Annotated in this window: 15 protein-coding genes; 10 read left to right on the forward strand and 5 right to left on the reverse strand. The window is 67.9% G+C overall.

Annotation, left to right across the window (positions count from 1 at the left end; genetic code table 11):
* Nucleotides 1–13: 13 nt before the first annotated feature.
* The gene (locus tag IEX71_RS06595; RefSeq protein WP_188836186.1) at nucleotides 14–1024 is read right to left on the reverse strand and encodes a PaaX family transcriptional regulator; all 1011 of its coding nucleotides are present in this window, start codon (nucleotides 1022–1024) and stop codon (nucleotides 14–16) included.
* A gap of 354 nt (nucleotides 1025–1378) precedes the next feature.
* On the opposite strand from IEX71_RS06595, the gene IEX71_RS06600 reads away from it, so the two are divergent.
* On the forward strand, nucleotides 1379–3448 hold the full coding sequence (locus IEX71_RS06600) for a M4 family metallopeptidase (RefSeq protein ID WP_229749528.1): 2070 nt from the start codon (nucleotides 1379–1381) through the stop codon (nucleotides 3446–3448).
* 88 nt (nucleotides 3449–3536) lie between these two features.
* Nucleotides 3537–4022 carry a DUF2599 domain-containing protein gene (locus tag IEX71_RS06605; protein ID WP_229749529.1) on the forward strand — a complete coding sequence of 162 codons (486 nt, stop codon included), beginning with the start codon at nucleotides 3537–3539 and terminating at the stop codon, nucleotides 4020–4022.
* 92 nt (nucleotides 4023–4114) lie between these two features.
* Here IEX71_RS06605 and trxA read toward each other — a convergent pair whose 3' ends face one another.
* Nucleotides 4115–4531, reverse strand: a complete 417-nt coding sequence (gene trxA, locus IEX71_RS06610; protein ID WP_188836187.1) for a thioredoxin — start codon at nucleotides 4529–4531, stop codon at nucleotides 4115–4117.
* Between the two features lie 356 nt (nucleotides 4532–4887).
* Between trxA and IEX71_RS06615 the strand changes: the two genes are divergently transcribed.
* From IEX71_RS06615 to IEX71_RS06630, 4 genes are all read left to right on the forward strand, one after another.
* Nucleotides 4888–5346 carry a cysteine dioxygenase gene (locus tag IEX71_RS06615; protein WP_188836188.1) on the forward strand — a complete coding sequence of 153 codons (459 nt, stop codon included), beginning with the start codon at nucleotides 4888–4890 and terminating at the stop codon, nucleotides 5344–5346.
* A gap of 73 nt (nucleotides 5347–5419) precedes the next feature.
* Nucleotides 5420–6640: a low temperature requirement protein A gene (locus tag IEX71_RS06620; protein WP_188836189.1), complete on the forward strand. Its 1221-nt coding sequence runs from the start codon at nucleotides 5420–5422 to the stop codon at nucleotides 6638–6640.
* Nucleotides 6641–6661: 21 nt separating this feature from the next.
* On the forward strand, nucleotides 6662–7453 hold the full coding sequence (locus IEX71_RS06625) for a crotonase/enoyl-CoA hydratase family protein (protein ID WP_188836190.1): 792 nt from the start codon (nucleotides 6662–6664) through the stop codon (nucleotides 7451–7453).
* A gap of 155 nt (nucleotides 7454–7608) precedes the next feature.
* Complete coding sequence (locus IEX71_RS06630; protein WP_188836191.1) at nucleotides 7609–8751, forward strand: NAD(P)/FAD-dependent oxidoreductase; 1143 nt, start codon at nucleotides 7609–7611, stop codon at nucleotides 8749–8751.
* Between the two features lie 106 nt (nucleotides 8752–8857).
* On the opposite strand, the gene IEX71_RS06635 is transcribed toward IEX71_RS06630, so the two are convergent.
* Together IEX71_RS06635 and IEX71_RS06640 are read right to left on the reverse strand one after the other, a co-directional pair.
* Nucleotides 8858–9676, reverse strand: coding sequence for an alpha/beta fold hydrolase (locus tag IEX71_RS06635; RefSeq protein WP_188836192.1), 819 nt, complete (start codon nucleotides 9674–9676; stop codon nucleotides 8858–8860).
* Between the two features lie 10 nt (nucleotides 9677–9686).
* Nucleotides 9687–10877 carry an MFS transporter gene (locus IEX71_RS06640; protein ID WP_188836193.1) on the reverse strand — a complete coding sequence of 397 codons (1191 nt, stop codon included), beginning with the start codon at nucleotides 10875–10877 and terminating at the stop codon, nucleotides 9687–9689.
* A 90-nt stretch (nucleotides 10878–10967) separates the two neighbouring features.
* Here IEX71_RS06640 and IEX71_RS06645 point away from each other — a divergent pair, with 90 nt between their 5' ends.
* Complete coding sequence (locus IEX71_RS06645; RefSeq protein ID WP_188836194.1) at nucleotides 10968–13007, forward strand: NAD(+) synthase; 2040 nt, start codon at nucleotides 10968–10970, stop codon at nucleotides 13005–13007.
* Between the two features lie 340 nt (nucleotides 13008–13347).
* Here the strand turns inward: IEX71_RS06645 and IEX71_RS06650 are convergent, their stop codons facing one another.
* On the reverse strand, nucleotides 13348–13827 hold the full coding sequence (locus tag IEX71_RS06650) for a hypothetical protein (protein WP_188836195.1): 480 nt from the start codon (nucleotides 13825–13827) through the stop codon (nucleotides 13348–13350).
* Nucleotides 13828–14075: 248 nt separating this feature from the next.
* Here IEX71_RS06650 and IEX71_RS06655 point away from each other — a divergent pair, with 248 nt between their 5' ends.
* From IEX71_RS06655 to IEX71_RS06665, 3 genes are read left to right on the forward strand one after another with little or no spacing between them, the layout of a single operon-like run.
* A complete protein-coding gene (locus IEX71_RS06655) occupies nucleotides 14076–17312 on the forward strand; it encodes a DEAD/DEAH box helicase (protein WP_188836196.1) in 3237 nt (1078 codons plus the stop codon).
* Between the two features lie 39 nt (nucleotides 17313–17351).
* Nucleotides 17352–18239: an SDR family NAD(P)-dependent oxidoreductase gene (locus IEX71_RS06660; RefSeq protein WP_188836197.1), complete on the forward strand. Its 888-nt coding sequence runs from the start codon at nucleotides 17352–17354 to the stop codon at nucleotides 18237–18239.
* A gap of 8 nt (nucleotides 18240–18247) precedes the next feature.
* The gene (locus IEX71_RS06665; RefSeq protein WP_188836571.1) at nucleotides 18248–18910 is read left to right on the forward strand and encodes an NAD(P)H-binding protein; all 663 of its coding nucleotides are present in this window, start codon (nucleotides 18248–18250) and stop codon (nucleotides 18908–18910) included.

Genomic DNA, 18910 nt, shown 5'->3' on the forward strand with positions numbered 1-18910 from the left:
TCGCCCGCTTCGGTCAGTTGTCGTCGCGGCCGGGGCGGCGTAGCGCCCGCGCATTGCGGTCGCGCGTCGCCCGCTCATGGGCAGTCTCCTCTGCGCGCGGAGGTACGCCGTCCGCTGGAAGGTCCCGCACCGACAGGAACGTGTGGAAGGTGGCCAGTTCGGCGAGGCCGGTATCGGTCTCGGCGACCACTTGCCGGAATCGTCCTGCTGCCAGCGGGCCGAGGGTGTCGTAGATGTCGACGAAGCAATCCCTTGCCGCATCACGGGGCCAGGCCGCGGGCGCGAGCTCGCGGGGGAGCCGGGGATCGACGAGTTCCGCCTGGCGCCAGCGGGCGGACATCTCGGTGCGCACACGCAGAGCCTCCCGCGGAGCGATCTCGCCCCCGTGCATCCGCTGCCGGATCGGCTCATAGATCTCGATGAAGCGCCGATAGCGATGCTCGGCCGGCGCCAGGTCGAACGCCCGGGCGACGATGTCCTCTCCCGGCATACCCTCGATCTCGGTGTGAAACACACCCGACGTGGACACGTGGTGCCGGTCGAGGACCGCGGCTGCTTCCCGTCGGCGGTCCCGGGCGTGCACCCACAGCGCGTCGAACACCGGCCCGAAACCCAACAACCGCAGGTCATCCCGCAGATTGCGTCGTGAGTCGCGGTCATCCTCGGGGACTGAGAACGCGACACCGGTCCATCGCCGGTCCCAGGGCTCCTCGTCGTCGGCGGCGAAGAGTTCCTTGAGCCGCGTGACGATCTCCTCGGTCGATCGTGTCGGTGCCCCATAGGACGTCGTCCGGCCGATCTGGGTGCGGCGCACCAGTCCGCGTTCGGCGAGTCGCCGCAGCGCTGCCCGAGCGCTCACGGTGGTGATCTCGAATTCGGCCAGCAGCGCGACCAGTGCCCGGGACGGCAGAGGTTCGGGTCGCCAATACCAGTAGTCGCCGAGCAGGATGGTCAGCAGTCGTTGCGGCTCGGGGCCGCGCCGAGGGCGCGGGAAACTGGCGGATTCGGGTTCGGTCCCCGCCACCGATCCACCTCCCGCTTCGTCGACCAATCGCCCGGCCGATCCGGTCGGCCCCGGCCACCGAAGTTTAGAGGCCGATGTATGGCGACGGGGCGGCGCGCCGCCGGCAGCCTGCCACACGGACGTCGGCGTGAAGTACCGGGCTCCACACCCGGTCGTTGCGTCGGCGTCTTCGCCCGACAAGGCACAGGAAAGATCCAGCTTTCGACCAGTGAATGGTGTGGAAGCGTTAAAGGTTTGACCGGCTTACGGTCATGATTTCGCCAGCGCACTGGCACGGCGTCACGCCGTGCCGCGAAAGTTCTCCCGCAGTGCTCGCCACCACCCCGTGCGAGCACCCTTCTCAAGGAGAACCCCGTGAAGAAGTCCGTCACCAGTGGTGCGCTGGGCGCCGCCCTCGTCACCGCAGTCTGCATGAGTATGCCGCCCGCGCTCGCGAGCAACCCTTCCGCCATACAGCACGCAACCACGGCGAAGGCGTCGATCAACGCCGACCATGACGCGTTGGGTCTGGGCAGCGACGAGAAGCTCGTCCTGCGCAACGTCGTCACAGACAAGAACGGCAGCACGCACGTCCACTACGAGCGCACCTACAAGGGTCTGCAGGTCGTCGGCGGTGACTTGATCGTCACCAAGAGCAAGAGCGGTCACGTCGGCAAGATCCGCAAGAACGCCTCCGGCAAGGTCGCGGTCACCTCCGTGACACCGACCTACTCGCAGACGGAGGCGAAGGCGACCGGCAGGCGCCATACGGACGCGGTCAAGACATCGAAGAAGGACTCCACCCTGGTGATCTTCGCCGGAAAGGGTGCACCTCGCCTGGCCTACGACGTGTATGTCGAGGGCGTCCGCGCCGACAAGGTGCCCACCCGGACGCACACTTACGTCGACGCTCACAACGGCAAGGTCCTCGCCGTGGACGACGAGATCGAGACCGGCACCGGCCGCAGCATCTACGTCGGCGACGTGACCATCGGGACCAAGGCACACAGTGGCGGCGGTTACGAAATGACAGACGCCGCAGGCAATTACACGACCGACGTGCACAACCAGGGTGACCCCAACACCGGCACCGGGCCTGCCGGTGACCTCTTCCTGGACAGTGACGACGCGTGGGGCAACGGCAGCAACTCCGACCGCGCGAGCGCCGCGGTCGACGCGCAGTACGGCGCGGAGAAGACGTTCGACTACTACAAGAACGTGCTTGGCCGGAACGGCATCTGGAACGACGGCCGCGGTTCGCGCTCGCGGGTGCACTTCGCCGACGGGATGGCGAACGCCTTCTGGGACGGCCAGCAGATGAGCTACGGCGACGGCACCAACAACGCCCATCCGGTGCTCGCGCTGGATGTCGCCGGACACGAGATGAGCCACGGTGTCACCGAGAACACCGCCGGGCTGGTCTATTACGGCGATGCCGGCGGTCTGAACGAGGCGAACTCGGACATCTTCGGCACCGCGGTCGAGTGGTACGCGAACAACACCGCGGACACCCCCGACTACCTGATCGGGGAGAAGGTCGACCTCTTCGGCAACGGCGCGCCGCTGCGTTACATGGACAAGCCGAGCAAGGACGGCGCAAGCAAGGACTGCTGGAGCAGCACGCTGGGCAACCTGGACCCGCACTACTCCTCCGGGCCCCTGAACCACTGGTACTACTTGGCATCCGAGGGCTCGGGAGCCAAGACGATCAACGGCGTCAGCTACAACAGCCCGACCTGCAACAGCAGCACCGTGACCGGCATCGGACACGACAAGGCGGAGAAGATCTGGTTCCGGACCCTCACCACCAAGCTGACGAGCAACTCCAACTACAAGGCGGCACGCGAGGGCGCGATCACCTCCGCCATCGAGCTGTATGGCGCCTCCAGCGCGGAGTGCAAGACGGTCGAGGCATCCTTCAACGCCATTGCCGTGCCGGCCGGTTCGGCCTCGTGCGAAGGCGGCAGCGACCCGAACCCGCCCACCGGGGACAACCTGCTGAAGAACCCCGGGTTCGAGTCCGGTGCGGTGGACTGGACCGGCACGGCGGGCCCGATCACCAACAACAGCGGGCGTGCCGCGCACACTGGTTCCTGGAAGATGTGGCTCGGTGGCAACGGCCAGACCGCATCCGAGAACGAGTCGCAGACCGTGTCGATCCCGGCCGGATCCAGCGCGACGTTGTCCTACTGGGTGCGGATCGACTCCAGCGAGTCCTCCCGTTCCTACGCCTACGACAAGATGCAGGTCCAGGCTGTGAGTGGAGGCACCACCACGGTGCTGAAGTCCTACAGCAACGTCAATGCGGACAACACGTGGCACCAGGTGTCGGTCGACCTGTCGGCATACGCCGGCAAATCGGTGACGCTGAAGTTCGTGATGAACGAGGACTCCTACCTGCAGACGTCCTTCGTCGTGGACGACACCTCGATCACCGCGAAGTGACGCCGCTCGAGTGACGCAACGAGCACCGAGTGACGCACCTGCAGTGCGTCACTCGGTGCTTCGAGCGTCAGTCGGCGAGAATGCCGGTGTGCACTACGTCCGCGTCGGTATGACGATCCTGTTGCTCGGCGTCGTCGCCGGGTGCGGGAGTGACGCCGAACCGACCCGGTCGTCGGCTGCCGCGCCGCGAGTCATGACGTCGGCCGCGGCATCATCGTCCACGAAACCCGTTGTGCCGCCGAGTAGTTCGACGACCAACGCGACGCCCCCGCCATACATCGCCAGGGTGGTGTGGGTCAGTCTGCCGAGCGGTCGCAGCCTGCAGGTCTATCCCACCGCGAACGGCCGCGTGGCGACCGCGGACGACGCGGGCGCCGAGGCGTGGCGCGAGGTGCTGCGCAAGGCGCCCGATGCCGGAAGCCGAGGCATGCGAGCGCAATTCGACTGCCACTGGGCGTTCGCGCGACTGGCGGCACCCAACAAGCCCAGTTGGAACCTCGAGCCGTGGCGACCGGTCGTGTCCGGGCAGCAGATGTACGACACCCGCTGCAACCCCGGCGGCCCCGAAGTCTGACCCCAAACCTGCCGAATGACGGCCTCTCTCGCCGAGTGACGGTCCAATTCGACCGTCACTCGGCGAGAGAGCCGTCACTCGCGATGGGAGCGCTACTGCCTGTCCGGGTGCTCGCCCTGCTGCTCGCCCGGCTCGGCGCCCGTTTGCTTGGCCTCTTCCTCGGCTATCTGCGCGCGGATCTCGTCCATCGGCAACTTGCGTGCCTGGTCGATCAGCGAGGTGAGCTCGGGTCCGGGCAGCGCGCCGGCCTGGGCGAAGACTCGGATGCCGTCGCGGAAGATCATCAGCGTCGGGATCGAGGTGATCTGCAGTGCCTGGCCGAGGGCCGGCTCGGCGTCAGTGTCGACCTTGCCGAAGGTCAGGTCCGGGTGCTTCTCCGAGGCATCCTCGAAGATCGGCGCGAACATCTTGCACGGACCGCACCAGTCGGCCCAGAAGTCGACCAGCACGATGCCGTCGGACTGGACCTCCTGGGTGAAGGTGTCGGTCGTGAGGGTCTTGGTGGCCATCGTTCTCGCTCCTTGGTCGACGGTGGCGGTCGGCGGCCAGTCGGTCGCCGTCAGTTGCCACAACGAACGCGGGCCGTGGATCCTTCCATGCCCCGGACGGCGCTTTGCAGCCGTGTGTCCAAAATGTGAAAAGTGATCTCGTCATACAAGACTGCGGGAATTGTGTTTGGCAAACCCGCTCACCTCATGTTGTCCTTGTGGCATGTCTTCGCACGTCACGCTCCGCATGCGCCTCGCCGACCGGCGACGCATTGCGACGTGGCATGTCTGCCGCTATTGAGCCGACCTTCGCTCAGCTCGCCGCAGACCACAGCGCCCCACTGAGGCGCGTCCTTCATTCCTTCACGGAGACTTCGATGACAACTGCTTCACCCGGCGTCCGGGACTTCACCAGCGATCAACTCGCCCGTATGGCAAAGCTTTTCGCGCGTGAAGGCGCCGCCGTCAGTGCGGTCAAGCCGGACGGCACGGAGCGTCAGCGGCACCAGCTCACGAAGACTCCACACCTCGAGGTCTGGGTGGTCAACTGGCCGCCCGGCGCCAGCACCGGCTGGCACGACCACGGTGCGGCCGCAGGGGCGATGGTCGTCGTCGAGGGTGACCTGATCGAGCGACAGTGGAAGGGCGGCTCCGAGCAGTGGCGTGAGCTGCGCGCAGAGGACGAGACGACCATCACACCGCAGACGGCGCACGAGGTCACCAACGTCGGGGACGGCTTCGCCGTGACCGTCCATGCCTACTCGCCGGGCCTGACCGAGATGACGCCATACGCCTGGGAGAACAACGCGCCGGTCGCGATCGACGCCGCCTCCTAGGGCCGCATCCTGTCAGGATGCCTGCATGACCAGTACTCCGTCGCCGTCCGGGTTCCGTCGTCGACTCACCCCGATGCGAGGTCGAGACCCGCGCGAGGGTGAGCGGGCGTCCACTCCACTGGAGTTGCTCTTCGACCTGATCTTCGTGGTGGCCGTCGGCACCTCGGCGTCGCGCTTCGCCGAGATGACTGCGGAGGGGCACATCGGCAAGGGTGTTCTGGCGTTCCTCTTCGCGATGTTCGCGATCTGTGTGGCCTGGATCAGCTTCACCTGGTTCGCGTCGTCCTTCGACACCGACGACTGGCTCTATCGCATCCTCACCATGCTCACCATGGTCGGCGTCGTCGTGTTCGCGCTCGGGCTGGCGCCGATGTTCCACTCGATCGACGAGGGTCACCACGTCGACACCCGGCTGATGGTCATCGGGTATGTCGTGATGCGCATCCCGCTGGCCGCGCAGTGGTGGCGGGCGTCACGACAGTCACCGGACTACCGACTCGTCGCGCTGCGCAACATCCGTTGGATGCTCATCGTGCAAGCGGGTTGGGTGGTCTTCGGGTTCGTTCCGATGCCGTTGGTGGTGACGGCCGTCATCGGTGTGTGCCTCGGAGCGGCGGAGCTGCTGATCCCGGTCCTGGCGCAGGGCGGCGCCAACGCGACGCCCTGGCACCCCGACCACATCGCCGAGCGCTACAGCCTGCTGGCGATCATCACGCTGGGCGAAGGCATCGTCGGCACCATCGGGTCCTCCCAGGGGCTGCTCGGTGGCGAGGCCGGCGACAACTGGAGCTGGAACGCCGTCGCGGTGGTGATCGCCGGCATCGGGCTGACCTTCGGCATGTGGTGGGTCTATTTCATGATGCCGTTCGGGACGTTCCTGAAGCATCGGCCGACCTACGGCTACTTCTTCGGGTACGGCCACATCCTGGTCTTCGTCGCGATCGCCGCGGTGGGCGCGGGACTGCACATCCTCGGTCTCTTCCTCGAGGGCGACACGCACCTGGGGGAGACGGCGGCGGTCGTGCTGCTGACCGTTCCTGTCGCGATCTACCTCGCCGGGGTCTACGCCCTGCACGACGCATTCATCGGCCGCGTCGATCCGCTGCACCTGATCAACGCGGGCGTCACCGCGGCGCTGCTGGTCGCCGCGATCGTGCTGGCCGCGGTCGGCGCCCCGATCTCGATCAGTCTCCTGCTGACGATGGCGGCGCCGTTCGTGACGATCGTGGCCTACGAGGCGGGCGCGCACCGCTGGCAAGCGGAACAACTGGAACGTCTCGCGGCGGGTTCGTGATCACACGACTACGCTCTACTCATGAGTAACATCGATGTCACCGTCGCGGGCGGAATCGCCGACGTCCGACTGGACCGGCCGGACAAGCTGAACGGCCTAACCCTGCCGATGCTCCGCGATCTCGCCGCCGCCGCGCGAAAACTGCGTGGTGACAAGCAGATCCGGGCCGTCATACTGTCCGGCACCGGTGACTCGTTCTGCGCCGGGCTCGACTTCAAGACGGTGACCGCCGACCCCAAGCAACTGCCGTTGGGCATGCTGCCGCGACCGTGGCGGGGGACCAACGTCTTCCAGGAGGCGTGCTGGGCGTGGCGCCGGGTGCCGGTGCCGGTCGTCGCCGCCGTCCACGGGCACTGCTACGGCGGCGGGTTGCAGATCGCGCTCGGAGCGGACCTGCGGGTGACCGCCCCGGATGCGAAATGGTCTGTCCTGGAAGGCAAGTGGGGTCTCATCCCCGACATGACGGGCGTGCGCGCGCTGTCGGAGCTGGTCGGCATCGAGACGGCCAAGCGGCTCACCATGACGGCCGAGATCATCAGCGGCGAGGAGGCTGCGCGGCTCGGCCTGGTCGGTCAGGTGCACGCCGAGCCGTATGACGCCGCTCGCGCGCTCGCCGAGTCCCTGACCGACCGTTCGCCGGATGCGCTGGTGGCGGCCAAGCGGCTCTTCGACAAGACCTGGCGGTCGTCCCCGCGCCGGACCTTCGCGCGCGAGCGTTGGGAGCAGACGATGCTGCTGCTCGGCAAGAACTCCAAGATCGCGCGCACCGCCGGCCTGAAGCGGGAGGACCCGGTCTTCGAGCACCGCCGCTGAGCCCCTTCGCCGAGAGGCTCACCCACTGTCGAGAGTCCGGATCGTCGGAATATCGGACCGCTGCTGACCGCCGCACGGTTACGGTGGGGCGACTCACGACGTTGCGCCGGACTCGACCGTCACGCCGGCCTCCTACCGACCGGGGAGAGGGAGCTATGCGAGTTCTGGTGCTGGGTGCAGGTTTTGGTGGGTTGGAGTTGACGACCCGCCTGTCGGAGGAGCTTGGTGACGACGCTGACGTCGTGCTGATCGACAAGGCCGACGACTTCGTCATGGGCTTCTCGAAGTTGGATGTGATGTTCGGCCGCACGACGGCTGATGCGGTGCGCCACCCGTACGCCGACGTCGTCATGCCGGGAGTTCGCTTCGTAAAGGCCGATATTCGCGCCATCGACCCCGGCGGACGGAGTGTCGAGACCGATGCGGGCCGCTTCGACGCCGACGTGCTGGTCGTCGCGCTAGGGGCCGATCTGGACCCGGCGGCAACGCCTGGACTGCTTGAGGCAGGCCACGAGTTCTACACGCCCGCAGGTGCTTTCGCGGCCGCTGAGGTGCTGGACTCCTTCACTGGCGGCCGGGTGATCGTCGGCGTGACGTCGACGCCGTTCAAGTGCCCACCCGCGCCGAGCGAGACCGTGCTGATGCTGCACGACTTCCTGGTCGAGCGCGGTCTGCGGGACAAGAGCGACATCTCGCTGGTCATGCCGCTCGGCAGCCCGATACCCCCGTCGCCAGGAGCGTCCGAGGCATTGCTCACGGCTTTCGGAGAACGTGGCATCACCTGGTCACCGGACTCGCTGGTGCGCACTCTGGACCCGGAACGCCGCGTCGCCGTGTTGGCGGACGGGCGTGAGCTGCCCTTCGACCTCTTCCTGGGCGTGCCGAGGCACCGGGTTCCTGCGGTGGTGGCGGAGTCAGGGATGTGCGTGGATGGCTGGATCCCGGTCGACCCGCTGACGCTGGAGACGAAGTTCCCCGACGTGTATGCCGTGGGGGACGTGACCAGTGTCGGCACGCCGAAGGCCGGTGTCTTCTCCGAACGCCAGGCCAGAGCGGTCGCGGATCGGTTGATAGCGCGTCATCGCAGGGTGGCCCCGGAAGCGACATACGACGGAACAGGCTTGTGTTTCGTCGAGTTCGGCGACGACCGCATCGGCAGGGTCGAGGTCACGTTCCGCAGTGGCGAGACCCCGGTGGGGACCTTCGACGCGCCCTCGCAGGAGATGCGCGAACGCAAGGCGCACTTCGGAGCCAGCCGTGCGAAGCGGTGGTTCGGGACGGACTGGACCAACCACTGATTGCCGACAGGACAGGCAAGTACCGAGAGGACAGGCGATTCCGGCCGTTGAGGCCGGAATCGCCTGTCCTCTCGGTACGTCGCCTGTCCTCTCGGCGAGAGGGGGCTCAGCGAGTGCGGAGGATGCGGGTGACCTCCGGCCAGGCGAGCCGGCCCAGCTCGCGGTTGGTGTCGTCGGTGCCGCCGCGACGCATGGACATCCCTGCGGTGACGGGTGTTTCGCCGGGCAACAGGGTCCGATGACCCGCATCGGGCGTCGTCACACTCGTGGTCTCGAGGCCGTGCTCCCTCCGACGACTGACGATCCGCTCGGCGAACTCGACCGACGGCCACACCTGGTCGTCGCCGCCGGCAACCACCAGCAGGTCATCGACGTGTTCGACCGCGATCGTCGCGTTGGCAACGGTTTCCGGGTCCGCCACCCGCATGCTTTGCCGATAAATGCCCACGTATGCCGGGGGCTCGCTGTCGGGCTCCCAGGTCGTGTCGAACGGGACACTTGGGACCGGGCGCCCGCCGTGCGTCCAGTGCGACACCTGTGAGCCGTCCGGGTCGAGGAAGCTCCACGCGACCGGGCTGGGCGCGAATCCGATGCAGCCGTCGACTCTTTCGTCATACGAGGCGACGAGCAGGGCAGCTTCGGCGCCGAACGACAGTCCGGAGATGACCAGCCGGTCGCACTCGGGCGCCAGCCGAGCGAGTGCCTCGGTGAACGTCTCCAACGGCACCAGTCGTGGTCCACTCGGTTGTCCCGGTCCGCCGAACCACCGGATCGACATCGCCAGCGCTCCGTGCGACGCGAGCAGGCGGGCGCGGTCGGCGTTGATGCGTCCACTGGATCCGCCGATGGTGAGCACGCCTGTCCCGCAATGCTTCTCAGGTATGACGAGCAGACCTTCCGGGTCGGTCAGCGTTTCCTCCCGCATGCGAAACACCCTAGACGGTCGCGGGACGCGCAGCCCGTTGCGCGAGCACGCCGGCGCCGAGGCTGAGGACGGCAACGACGGCGAGGCCGAGTAGCACGTCGGTCTCCGGCCAACGGTCGACGAGCACCGACACTGCTGTCGGCACGGCGAATCCGACGTAGGTGAGCGAGTAGAAGACCGCATTCGTCATCGCGAGTTCGCCTGCCGGGGCGATGTGTTCGACCCGGCTCAGGCCGCCCACCAGGTTCAGTCCGTAACCCGCGCCGAGCACGACGGAGGCCACGATCACGAGCGTCACCGAGCCGTGGCCGACCGTCAGGGCGGTCAGCAGCACGCCGAGCAGTGTGCTGGCCATGCCGAGCACCGTCACCAGGCCGGGGTGCAGCGACTCCAACCTGCGCGCCGGCTGCTGGACGAGGACACCGGTGCCGAGCGTGAGGCCACAGAGCAGACCGGTGAATGCGACTGCGGCGCCGGAGATCTCGTCCTTGATCAACGTCGGCAGGATGACCATGCTCATCGCCGGGCACGCGAAGACCCACGGCGCCATCGGCCCGATCCGCGACCAGAAGTGGCCGCTCAGGGCGTAATGACGACCGTCCCGCTGCGTCGGATTCCCCGCCCGGGTCCGGACCGCAGCAGCGCGCTCGGGCACCGGCGCGTTCCAGACCAAGACCGCCGCGACGACGGTGAGCGCGATGTGCACGACATACGGCAACACCTTCGGCGCCGGCAGCCACTGCGCCATGAACCCGACCAGGAACGCGCCACCGCCGAAGCCCGCGGACAGCGCGATCGCGGCCCGGCGGGCGCCGGTCCCGACCGGGGCATCGGCGGACAGTTCCTTCACCCAGGTCGTACCCGGTGCCATCGCGGCGCCGGTGCAGACGCCGTACAGGACCCGCCCGATGAACAGGGGAGCGGGCGAATGGTCGCCGATCGCCAGTAGCAGCGACGCGAGGATCGTCAGCACCATCACCGGTCGGAGCACCTTGCGATGCCCGAAGCGGCCGCCGAGCTCGGCGGCGATCAGCAGCGCCGGCACCAGGCCGAGCACGTATGCCGCGAACATCGACGTGACCAGCGTCTGGGAGTAGTGATCGGTCGCGCGATAAACCAGCAGCAGCGGGGTGAACTGGTTGGCGCCCCAACCGACGACGAACATCGCGAACGCGACTCGGAGCCAACCGGGGATGCGCATTCGTTCAGCATGACAGCGTGCCGAGGCGAGAGAAGCGCCACGTCGTGAGGATCCGGTCACACCGGTATGGCGTGCTGCCAGACTGCAGGTATGAACTTCTACTCGGCATACGACCAGGGCTTCGCGCGCATCGCTGCGTGCACGGTCCCGACCGCGATAGCCGACCCGGACACCAACGCCGCGACGATCATCGAGCAGATCCACGGGTGCGACGCGGATTCTGTTGCGGTCGCTGCGTTCCCGGAGATGAGTCTGACCGGTTACGCGATCGACGACCTCGTGCTGCAGGATGCGGTGCTGGAGGATGTCGAGCGCGCGATCGGTCGGATCGCCGCTGCCACAACCGATCTGCTGCCGCTGGTGATCGTCGGCGCGCCGGTGCGGAAGGGTCTGCGTCTCTACAACTGCGCGGTCGCGATCCATCGCGGCCGCGTGCTCGGGGTGGCGCCGAAGAGCTACCTGCCCAACTACCGAGAGTTCTACGACAAGCGCTATTTCGCACCCGGGGACGACCAGCGTGGGGAGTCGATCGCGATCGCCGGGGGCACCGTGCCGTTCGGCCCTGATCTGCTCTTCGCGGCCGAGGACCTGCCCTCGCTGGCGCTGCACGTCGAGGTCTGCGAGGACATGTGGGTGCCGATCCCGCCGTCGTCGGTCGCGGCCCTCGCCGGTGCGAACGTGCTGGTCAACATCTCCGGAAGCCCGATCACCGTAGGCCGCGCCGCCGAACGCCGCGCGCTGGCGGCCGCGCAGAGTTCGCGATGCCTGGCGGCATACGTCTATGCCGCCTCGGGCGTCGGTGAGTCGACGACGGACCTGTCCTGGGACGGCATGACGATGATCCACGAGTGCGGTGGAGTGTTGGCACAGGGTGAGCGGTTCCCGCAGGAAGCGACCCGAACGGTTGCTGACGTCGACCTGGACCGGATCCGGCAGGAGCGGTTGCGTGACGGTTCCATCGCCGACAACGCACGAACTCATCGTGAGGCCAGTGGTTTTCGGACGGTTACGTTCCGGCTCGATCCGCCGCGGGACGACATCGGCCTGCAGCGCAAGATCCAGCGTTTCCCGTTCGTCCCCGACGACCTCGCGCACCTCGCGCAGGACTGCTACGAGGCCTACACGATCCAGGTGACCGCGCTGAAGCAGCGGCTCACCGCGATCGGTGGACCGAAGATCGTCATCGGGGTCTCCGGTGGTCTCGACTCGACGCACGCGCTGCTGGTGGCGTCGCGGGCGATGGACGAGCTCGGGCGGCCACGGACCGACATACTCGCCTACACGATGCCCGGCTTCGCGACCGGCAGCGCGAGCAAGACCGCGGCGACCGACCTCGCACAGGCGATGGGAGTTTCGTTCCAGGAGCTGGACATTCGGCCCGCGGCCACGCAGATGTTGCGCGACATGGGGCATCCGGCGGGCGATGGAGAGCCGGTCTACGACGTGACGTTCGAGAACGTCCAGGCCGGCCTGCGCTACGACTACCTCTTCCGGATCGCCAACAAGGAGGGCGGCATCGTGCTCGGCACGGGCGACCTGTCCGAGCTGGCGCTCGGCTGGTGCACGTATGGCGTCGGCGACCAGATGTCCCACTACAACGTCAACGCCGGCGTCCCGAAGACGATGATCCAGCACCTGATCCGTTGGGTCATCGGTGCCGGACACTTTGACGAGGCGGCCAGCGCCACGCTGCAGACGATCGTGGATGCCGAGATCAGCCCCGAGCTGGTGCCGGCCGGCGAGGACGAGAAGCCGCAGTCGACCGAGGACGCCATCGGGCCCTACGCGCTGCAGGACTTCAACCTCTTCCACACGCTGCGGCACGGCATGCGGCCGAGCCGGATCGCGTTCATGTCCTGGCACGCGTGGCACGACGCCGGGGCGGGGGAGTGGCCGCCGGACTACCCGGAAGATCGCCGCACGTCATACGACCTGCCGGAGATCAGGTCGTGGCTGGAGCTGTTCCTCAAGCGTTTCGCGTTGAACCAGTTCAAGCGGTCCGCGCTGCCCAACGGCCCGAAGGTAGTCGCCGGTGGTGCGCTCTCACCGCGCGGCGACTGGCGTGCCCCCAGCGACGGCAACGCGGCGGCGTGGCTGCGGGACCTCGAGGCCAACGTCCCGAACGGCTGAGTGGCGCGCTCGTGTCATACACATCGCGCGGTATGGCGCGCGGCTCGTCTGGCCGAAGGCCCGACCGGATCGGGGCGTGCACTGGTCTCCCCGGTGTCGAGGTGTGGCCGGGTATGGCGTGCCGGGGTGTGCACGGGCCTCCCCGGTGTCGAGGTGTGGCCGGGTATGGCGTGCCGGGGTGTGCACGGGTCTCCCCGGTGTCGAGGTGTGGCCGGGTATGGCGTGCCGGGGTGTGCACGGGTCTCCCCGGTGTCGAGGTGTGGCCGGATCGGCGCCGCGGAGCGTGCGCGAGCTGACACTGGGTCGGGTTATTACCGGGCTGCGAGGAGTCGAGCCAGAGTTATCCCTTGCCCCAGTCCAGGATCCGCCAGCGCTCGGAACCGGTGTTGCGGACCAAGTAGTAGGTCCAGCGCTCGTGATCCGGCTTGTTCGCGTTGGTGACGCCCTTCACGTGCTTGAAGGTCGCTTCGGTGCGGACCTGGACGCACTTCTTCCACGCCACCGCGGCCTCGCTGCCGCACTGGGCTCCGGTGGTGACCGCGCCGGTCTTGAGGATCTGTAGGTCCTCAACACGTGGACCGTGCAGATCCCACCATTTGGAATCGACGCCGACCCGGTCGCCGATGACGAGGTCCTTCGCGGCGGAGAAGTCGCGATCGTTGAGTGCCTGCGCGAACGTCTGGACCACGTGCGACGGGGCGGACGATGCGGGCGGCACCGCCACCGTGCTGCGGGGTTTGCCCCACAACCACAGCCCGAACACCCCGCACAGGACAACGATCACCAGGCCGAGTCCGACGATGTTCTGTGCCCTGCGCATGTGTCGAGTATCGGTGCGGGGACCGCTGCGGTGAAGGGCACCACCTACTTTGCTGCCGAAACGCCGATGCGTGCGCCGGTCCGAGGAGAGTCCGTCCACATCCCCGAGGGCGCGGTTCCGCCATACACAACGCGCTCAATGGGTGTCGCGACTGTCAGCCGTGGCGGCTACCGTCGGATCGTGATCAACCCGTCCGAGTTGCAGTTGCGCGGCCGAAGGCCGGCAATCAGATTCAGGGAGCTGCGCCGATGACGAGGGGCGAGTCGCCGGTGCAGCTGCGCGGCGCTGAATGGGTGCGCCGGGTGGGGCCGGAGCAGCTTGCCGCACGGCTGGGCGAGCTGACCCTCGCGCGTGCCGAGCTGTATGTCGACTCCGAGCGCGTGCAGTCGATCAACACCGGTGATCAGGGCCGGCTGCTCCTCGCCACGGTCGAGGGCAACCGCACCCGCCCCTACACCGTGATGATCACCCGCGTGGAGGACCACGACGGGCTGCCCGACTGGCATTCGCGCTGCTCGTGCCCCGTCGCGACCGAGTGCAAACACGTCGCCGCGACCCTGCTGACCGCGCGTGACCACCTCGGTGGCGCGGTGCAGCAGCTGCCGGCCTGGCGCCGCTTCGTCCAGGAGCAGCTGGAGGACCCGCCGGTCGACCACGCGGACGACGGCGTCCGGCTCGGGCTGCGCCTCGAAGCCACCAAGGAGTTGCGCGGCCGGCGCCGGGTGACCCGGCTGGCGATCCGCCCCGCCCACGTCACCAAGACCACCAATTGGTCCAAGACCTCGTCGTGGGACGAGATCGCGCTCAACCGGGTCCGACGGCGCTTCAACCTCGCGCAGGCAGATGCCGTCTCGGCGCTGCGGGACCTGATCACCGGCCGCACCCACCAGTTCGCCCTGGCGCCGGCACAGCTCTACCTCGACGACTGCACCGCCGGGATCTGGTCGGCGCTGCGCGACTGCACTGCGGCGGGTGTCGAGCTGTTGCCGGCATACAACCGCCGTGACGAGGTGCGGCTGCTGCCCGACCCGCTGCAGGTGTCGGCCGACTTCGGCGAGCAACCCGACGGTTCGCTGCTCGGCAGCGCGGGTGTCGTCGGTCTCGCCGACGTGCCGGGCGAGACCGTGGTGCTCGGCGATCCGGGGCACGGCATCGCGGTCGTCGGCCACGACGGCAGCATCACGCTGGCGCAGCTGGAGACGTCGCTGAGCTCGGCGACCAGAGCGCTGCTGCTGGACGGTCCGCTGGAAGTGCCGGCCGAGGACGCCGAGGAGTTCCGCGACCTCTACTACCCGCGCCTGACCCGCCAGCTGCGCCTGGTCGCCAGCGACGGTCTGACGGTCCCCGATCCGCTGCGACTCCGCCTCGTGGTCAGCGCGCCCGAGCCGCAGGCGGTCCACATCACCGCGTCGATGCTGTATGCCGGCAAGCATCCCAAGCCGGTCGCGCTCGACGTCTACGACCGCACACGAGACCGGGTGGCCGAGCACGAGCTGGTCGGCCGGGTCGATCCGGCGCTGCGTGAGCTGGGCCTGATGGAGCTGATCGGCGGCCTCGGGTGGTGGCCGGTGTCGGACAGCCTGCTGCGCGGCTGGCCGGCGGTCCGCTTCGTCGAGGGCCTGGAGGAGCTGTCCGACTCCGACGACCTCGAGGTGGTCGTCGATGGCGAGTTGCCGACGTTCGAGGAGAGCACGGTCGCACCGCAGATCACCATCGGCGCCACCGACTCGGACGAGAGCGACTGGCTCGATCTGCACGTGACGGTCACCATCGATGGCGAGGAGGTGTCCTTCGCCGAGCTCTTCGCCGCGCTCGCGCGAGAGGACGAGGCGATGCTGCTGGCGTCCGGCACGTGGTTCTCGCTCGACCGGCCTGAGCTCTATCAGCTGGAGCGGCTCATCGCCGAGGCCCGGGAGATCTCCGACAAGGAGCGAGAAGGCCTGGCGATCAACCGTTTTCACGTCGGCCTGTGGGAGGAGCTCGAGCAGCTCGGGGTCGTCGACCAGCAGAGCGAGCGGTGGACCCGGCAGCTGGAGCGGGTGCGCGGGCTGGACCGTTTCGCCGCTCCCGCCATACCCGACTCCCTGCACGCGACGCTGCGCTCCTACCAGGTCGAGGGCTTCACCTGGCTGGCCGCATTGTGGGACTGCGCGCTCGGCGGGGTGTTGGCCGACGACATGGGCCTGGGCAAGACCTTGCAGACCCTCGCCCTGCTCGCCCGCGCCCGTGAGGAGGGTGAGCTCGACGTGCCGGTGCTCGTCGTCGCGCCCAGCTCGGTGGTCGGCACCTGGGTCGGTGAAGCCGCGCGCTTCACGCCGGACCTGCGGGTGGTCGCACTGTCCGAGACGAGCAAACGCCGTGGCACGACCGTGGCCGAGGCCATCGGTGACGCGCAGGTCGTCGTCACGTCATACGCGGTGCTGCGATTGGACGCCGAGCAGTTCGCCGCAACCTCCTGGAACGGCCTGGTGCTCGACGAGGCCCAGTCGGTCAAGAACCACACGTCCAAGACCTTCCAGGCCGCCAAACGCATCGGCGCACCGTTCACGCTCGCGGTCACCGGCACGCCGCTGGAGAACTCACTGATGGACCTGTGGTCGATGCTGGCGCTCGCCGCTCCGGGCCTCTATCCGCGGCCGGACGCCTTCAAGCAGCGCTACCGCAAGCCGATCGAGCGCGGCGAGGCTCCCGAGCTGCTCGACCAGTTGCGCCGCCGGATCCGCCCGCTGATGCTGCGACGCACCAAGGAGCAGGTGGCGAGCGACCTGCCGCCCAAGCAGGTGCAGGTGCAGGCGGTCGAGCTGAGCGCCAAGCACCGGCAGACCTACGACCGGCACCTGCAGCGCGAGCGGCAGCGGGTGCTCGGGCTGCTGGACGACCCGGACGGCAACCGTGTCGCGATCCTGGCCGCGCTCACCACGCTGCGGCAGCTCGCGCTCGACCCGCGGTTGGTCGATGACACGGCCGCTCGTGCCGACGACTCGGCGAAGATCACCCTGCTCGTCGAGCAGATCGCCGAGCTCGCGGCCGAGGGCCACCGGGCGCTGGTCTTCAGCCAGTTCACCTCGTTCCTGCAGCTCGCGCGCGATGCTCTCGCCAAGGCGGGCCTGTCCAGCTCCTACCTCGACGGCCGGACCCGCAACCGGCAGAAGGTCATCGATGGGTTCAAGGCCGGCGACGACCCGGCGTTCCTGATCTCGCTCAAGGCCGGTGGCGTGGGGCTCACCCTCACCGAGGCCGACTACGTCTTCGTGCTCGACCCGTGGTGGAACCCCGCGACGGAGGCGCAGGCGATCGACCGCGCGCACCGCATCGGGCAGGACAAGCCGGTGATGGTCTATCGACTGGTCAGCGCCGGCACCATCGAGGAGAAGGTCGTGGCCCTGCAGGAGCGCAAGCGCGAGCTCTTCGAGAAGGTCGTCGACGGTGACGGCGGTGCCGGCGGCGCGATCACGCCGGACGACATCCGCGCTTTGTTGGAGTGATCCACCTACCGGCCGGTAGCCATGTCTAGGGTGACAGGTATGCGAATCCATTCCTCCCCGCTGACCAGACGGCCAACCCGGTCGTATGCCGCCGCCCGCTGCCTCGTCACCGGCGGTTGCTCCGGACTCGGTCAGGCGTTGGTCAAACTCCTGGTCGCCGACGGTGCCCGGGTCCTGGTCGGCGACGTGCACGAGGTCGCACCGGAAGGCTCGCTGCCGTCCGGTGTCGACTACGTGAAGCTCGATGTGTCCCGTGACGAGGACTGGGCGGGCGCCCGCAACTGGGTCGAGCAGACGTATGGCGGACTCGACCTGCTGGTCAACAACGCCGGCATCGCCGCCGGAGGGCGCATCGATGTCGCGGACATGGACGAATGGCGCCGCATCACCGACATCAACCTGCTCGGTGTCGCACGCGGCTGCCACACCTTCGTGCCGATGATGAAGCAGCAAGGGAGCGGCCAGATCGTCAACACTGCATCACTCGCCGGACTGGTCCATGCGCCGGCGATGGCGTCATACAACGCGGTGAAGGCGGGCGTGGTCGCGATCAGCGAGACGCTGAAGTCGGAGCTTGCGCCATACAACATCTCGGTGTCGGTCATCTGCCCGTCGTTCTTCCGCACCAACCTGGCGTCGTCGTTCGGTGGCAAGGACGTCGACATGGAGGCCAGTGGTGTCGACATGATCAACAAGGCGCCGCGATCGGCGGATCAGGTTGCCGCCGTTGCGTTTGCCGGTATGAAGGCGGGCAAGCACATCATCCTGACCGATCGTGACGGGCACATCGCGTATGCCGCCAAGCGCTACGCGCGCCCCGTCTACGATCGAGCCATGAAGGCGGCGGGCAAGCAGGTCGGCACCGGCAGGACGCCGACACCGAAGATCGTCGAGAAGCTGCAGGCACTCGGCGCGAAGAAGAAATGAGCATCGATATGGGTTCGATCGCCATCATTGGCGGACACGGCAAGATCGCTCTGCTGCTCGCGAAACAGCTTGCCGCGCAAGGACATCAGGTCCGATCACTCTTCCGCAACGAGGACCACGCACCCGAGGTCGCCGCCACCGGGGCGACACCGATCGTCGCAGACGTCGAGCAACTCGACGTCCCAGCACTCTCGGAGCTGCTCAAGGGCGTCGACACGGTCGTCTGGTCCGCGGGTGCCGGCGGCGGGAACCCGGCACGCACCTACTCCGTCGACCGGGATGCCGCGATCCGCAGCATGAACGCGACCGCTGAGCTCGGCATCGAGCGCTACATCATGGTCTCCTACTTCGGTGCATCCACGGATCACGGTGTGCCCGAAGACAACTCGTTCTTCGCATATGCCGAGGCGAAGGCGGCCGCCGACCAATACCTGCGCGGCACCGGCCTGAAGTGGACCATCGCCGCGCCGAGCAGCCTGACCGATGGCGAGCCGACCGGCCGCATCGAGATCAGGGGGCCGCAGGGCGACGACCTGGAGTCGGCATCCGTCTCACGTGCGGACGTGGCTGCCGTCGTCGCAGCGCTCATCCCGGCCGACAACACGATCGGTGCGATGGTGCAGTTCAACAACGGCGAGACCCCGATAGCCGACGCCGTCGCCGAGGTGTAG

It is taken from the genome of Flexivirga endophytica, assembly GCF_014640635.1.
GTDB lineage: Bacteria > Actinomycetota > Actinomycetes > Actinomycetales > Dermatophilaceae > Flexivirga > Flexivirga endophytica.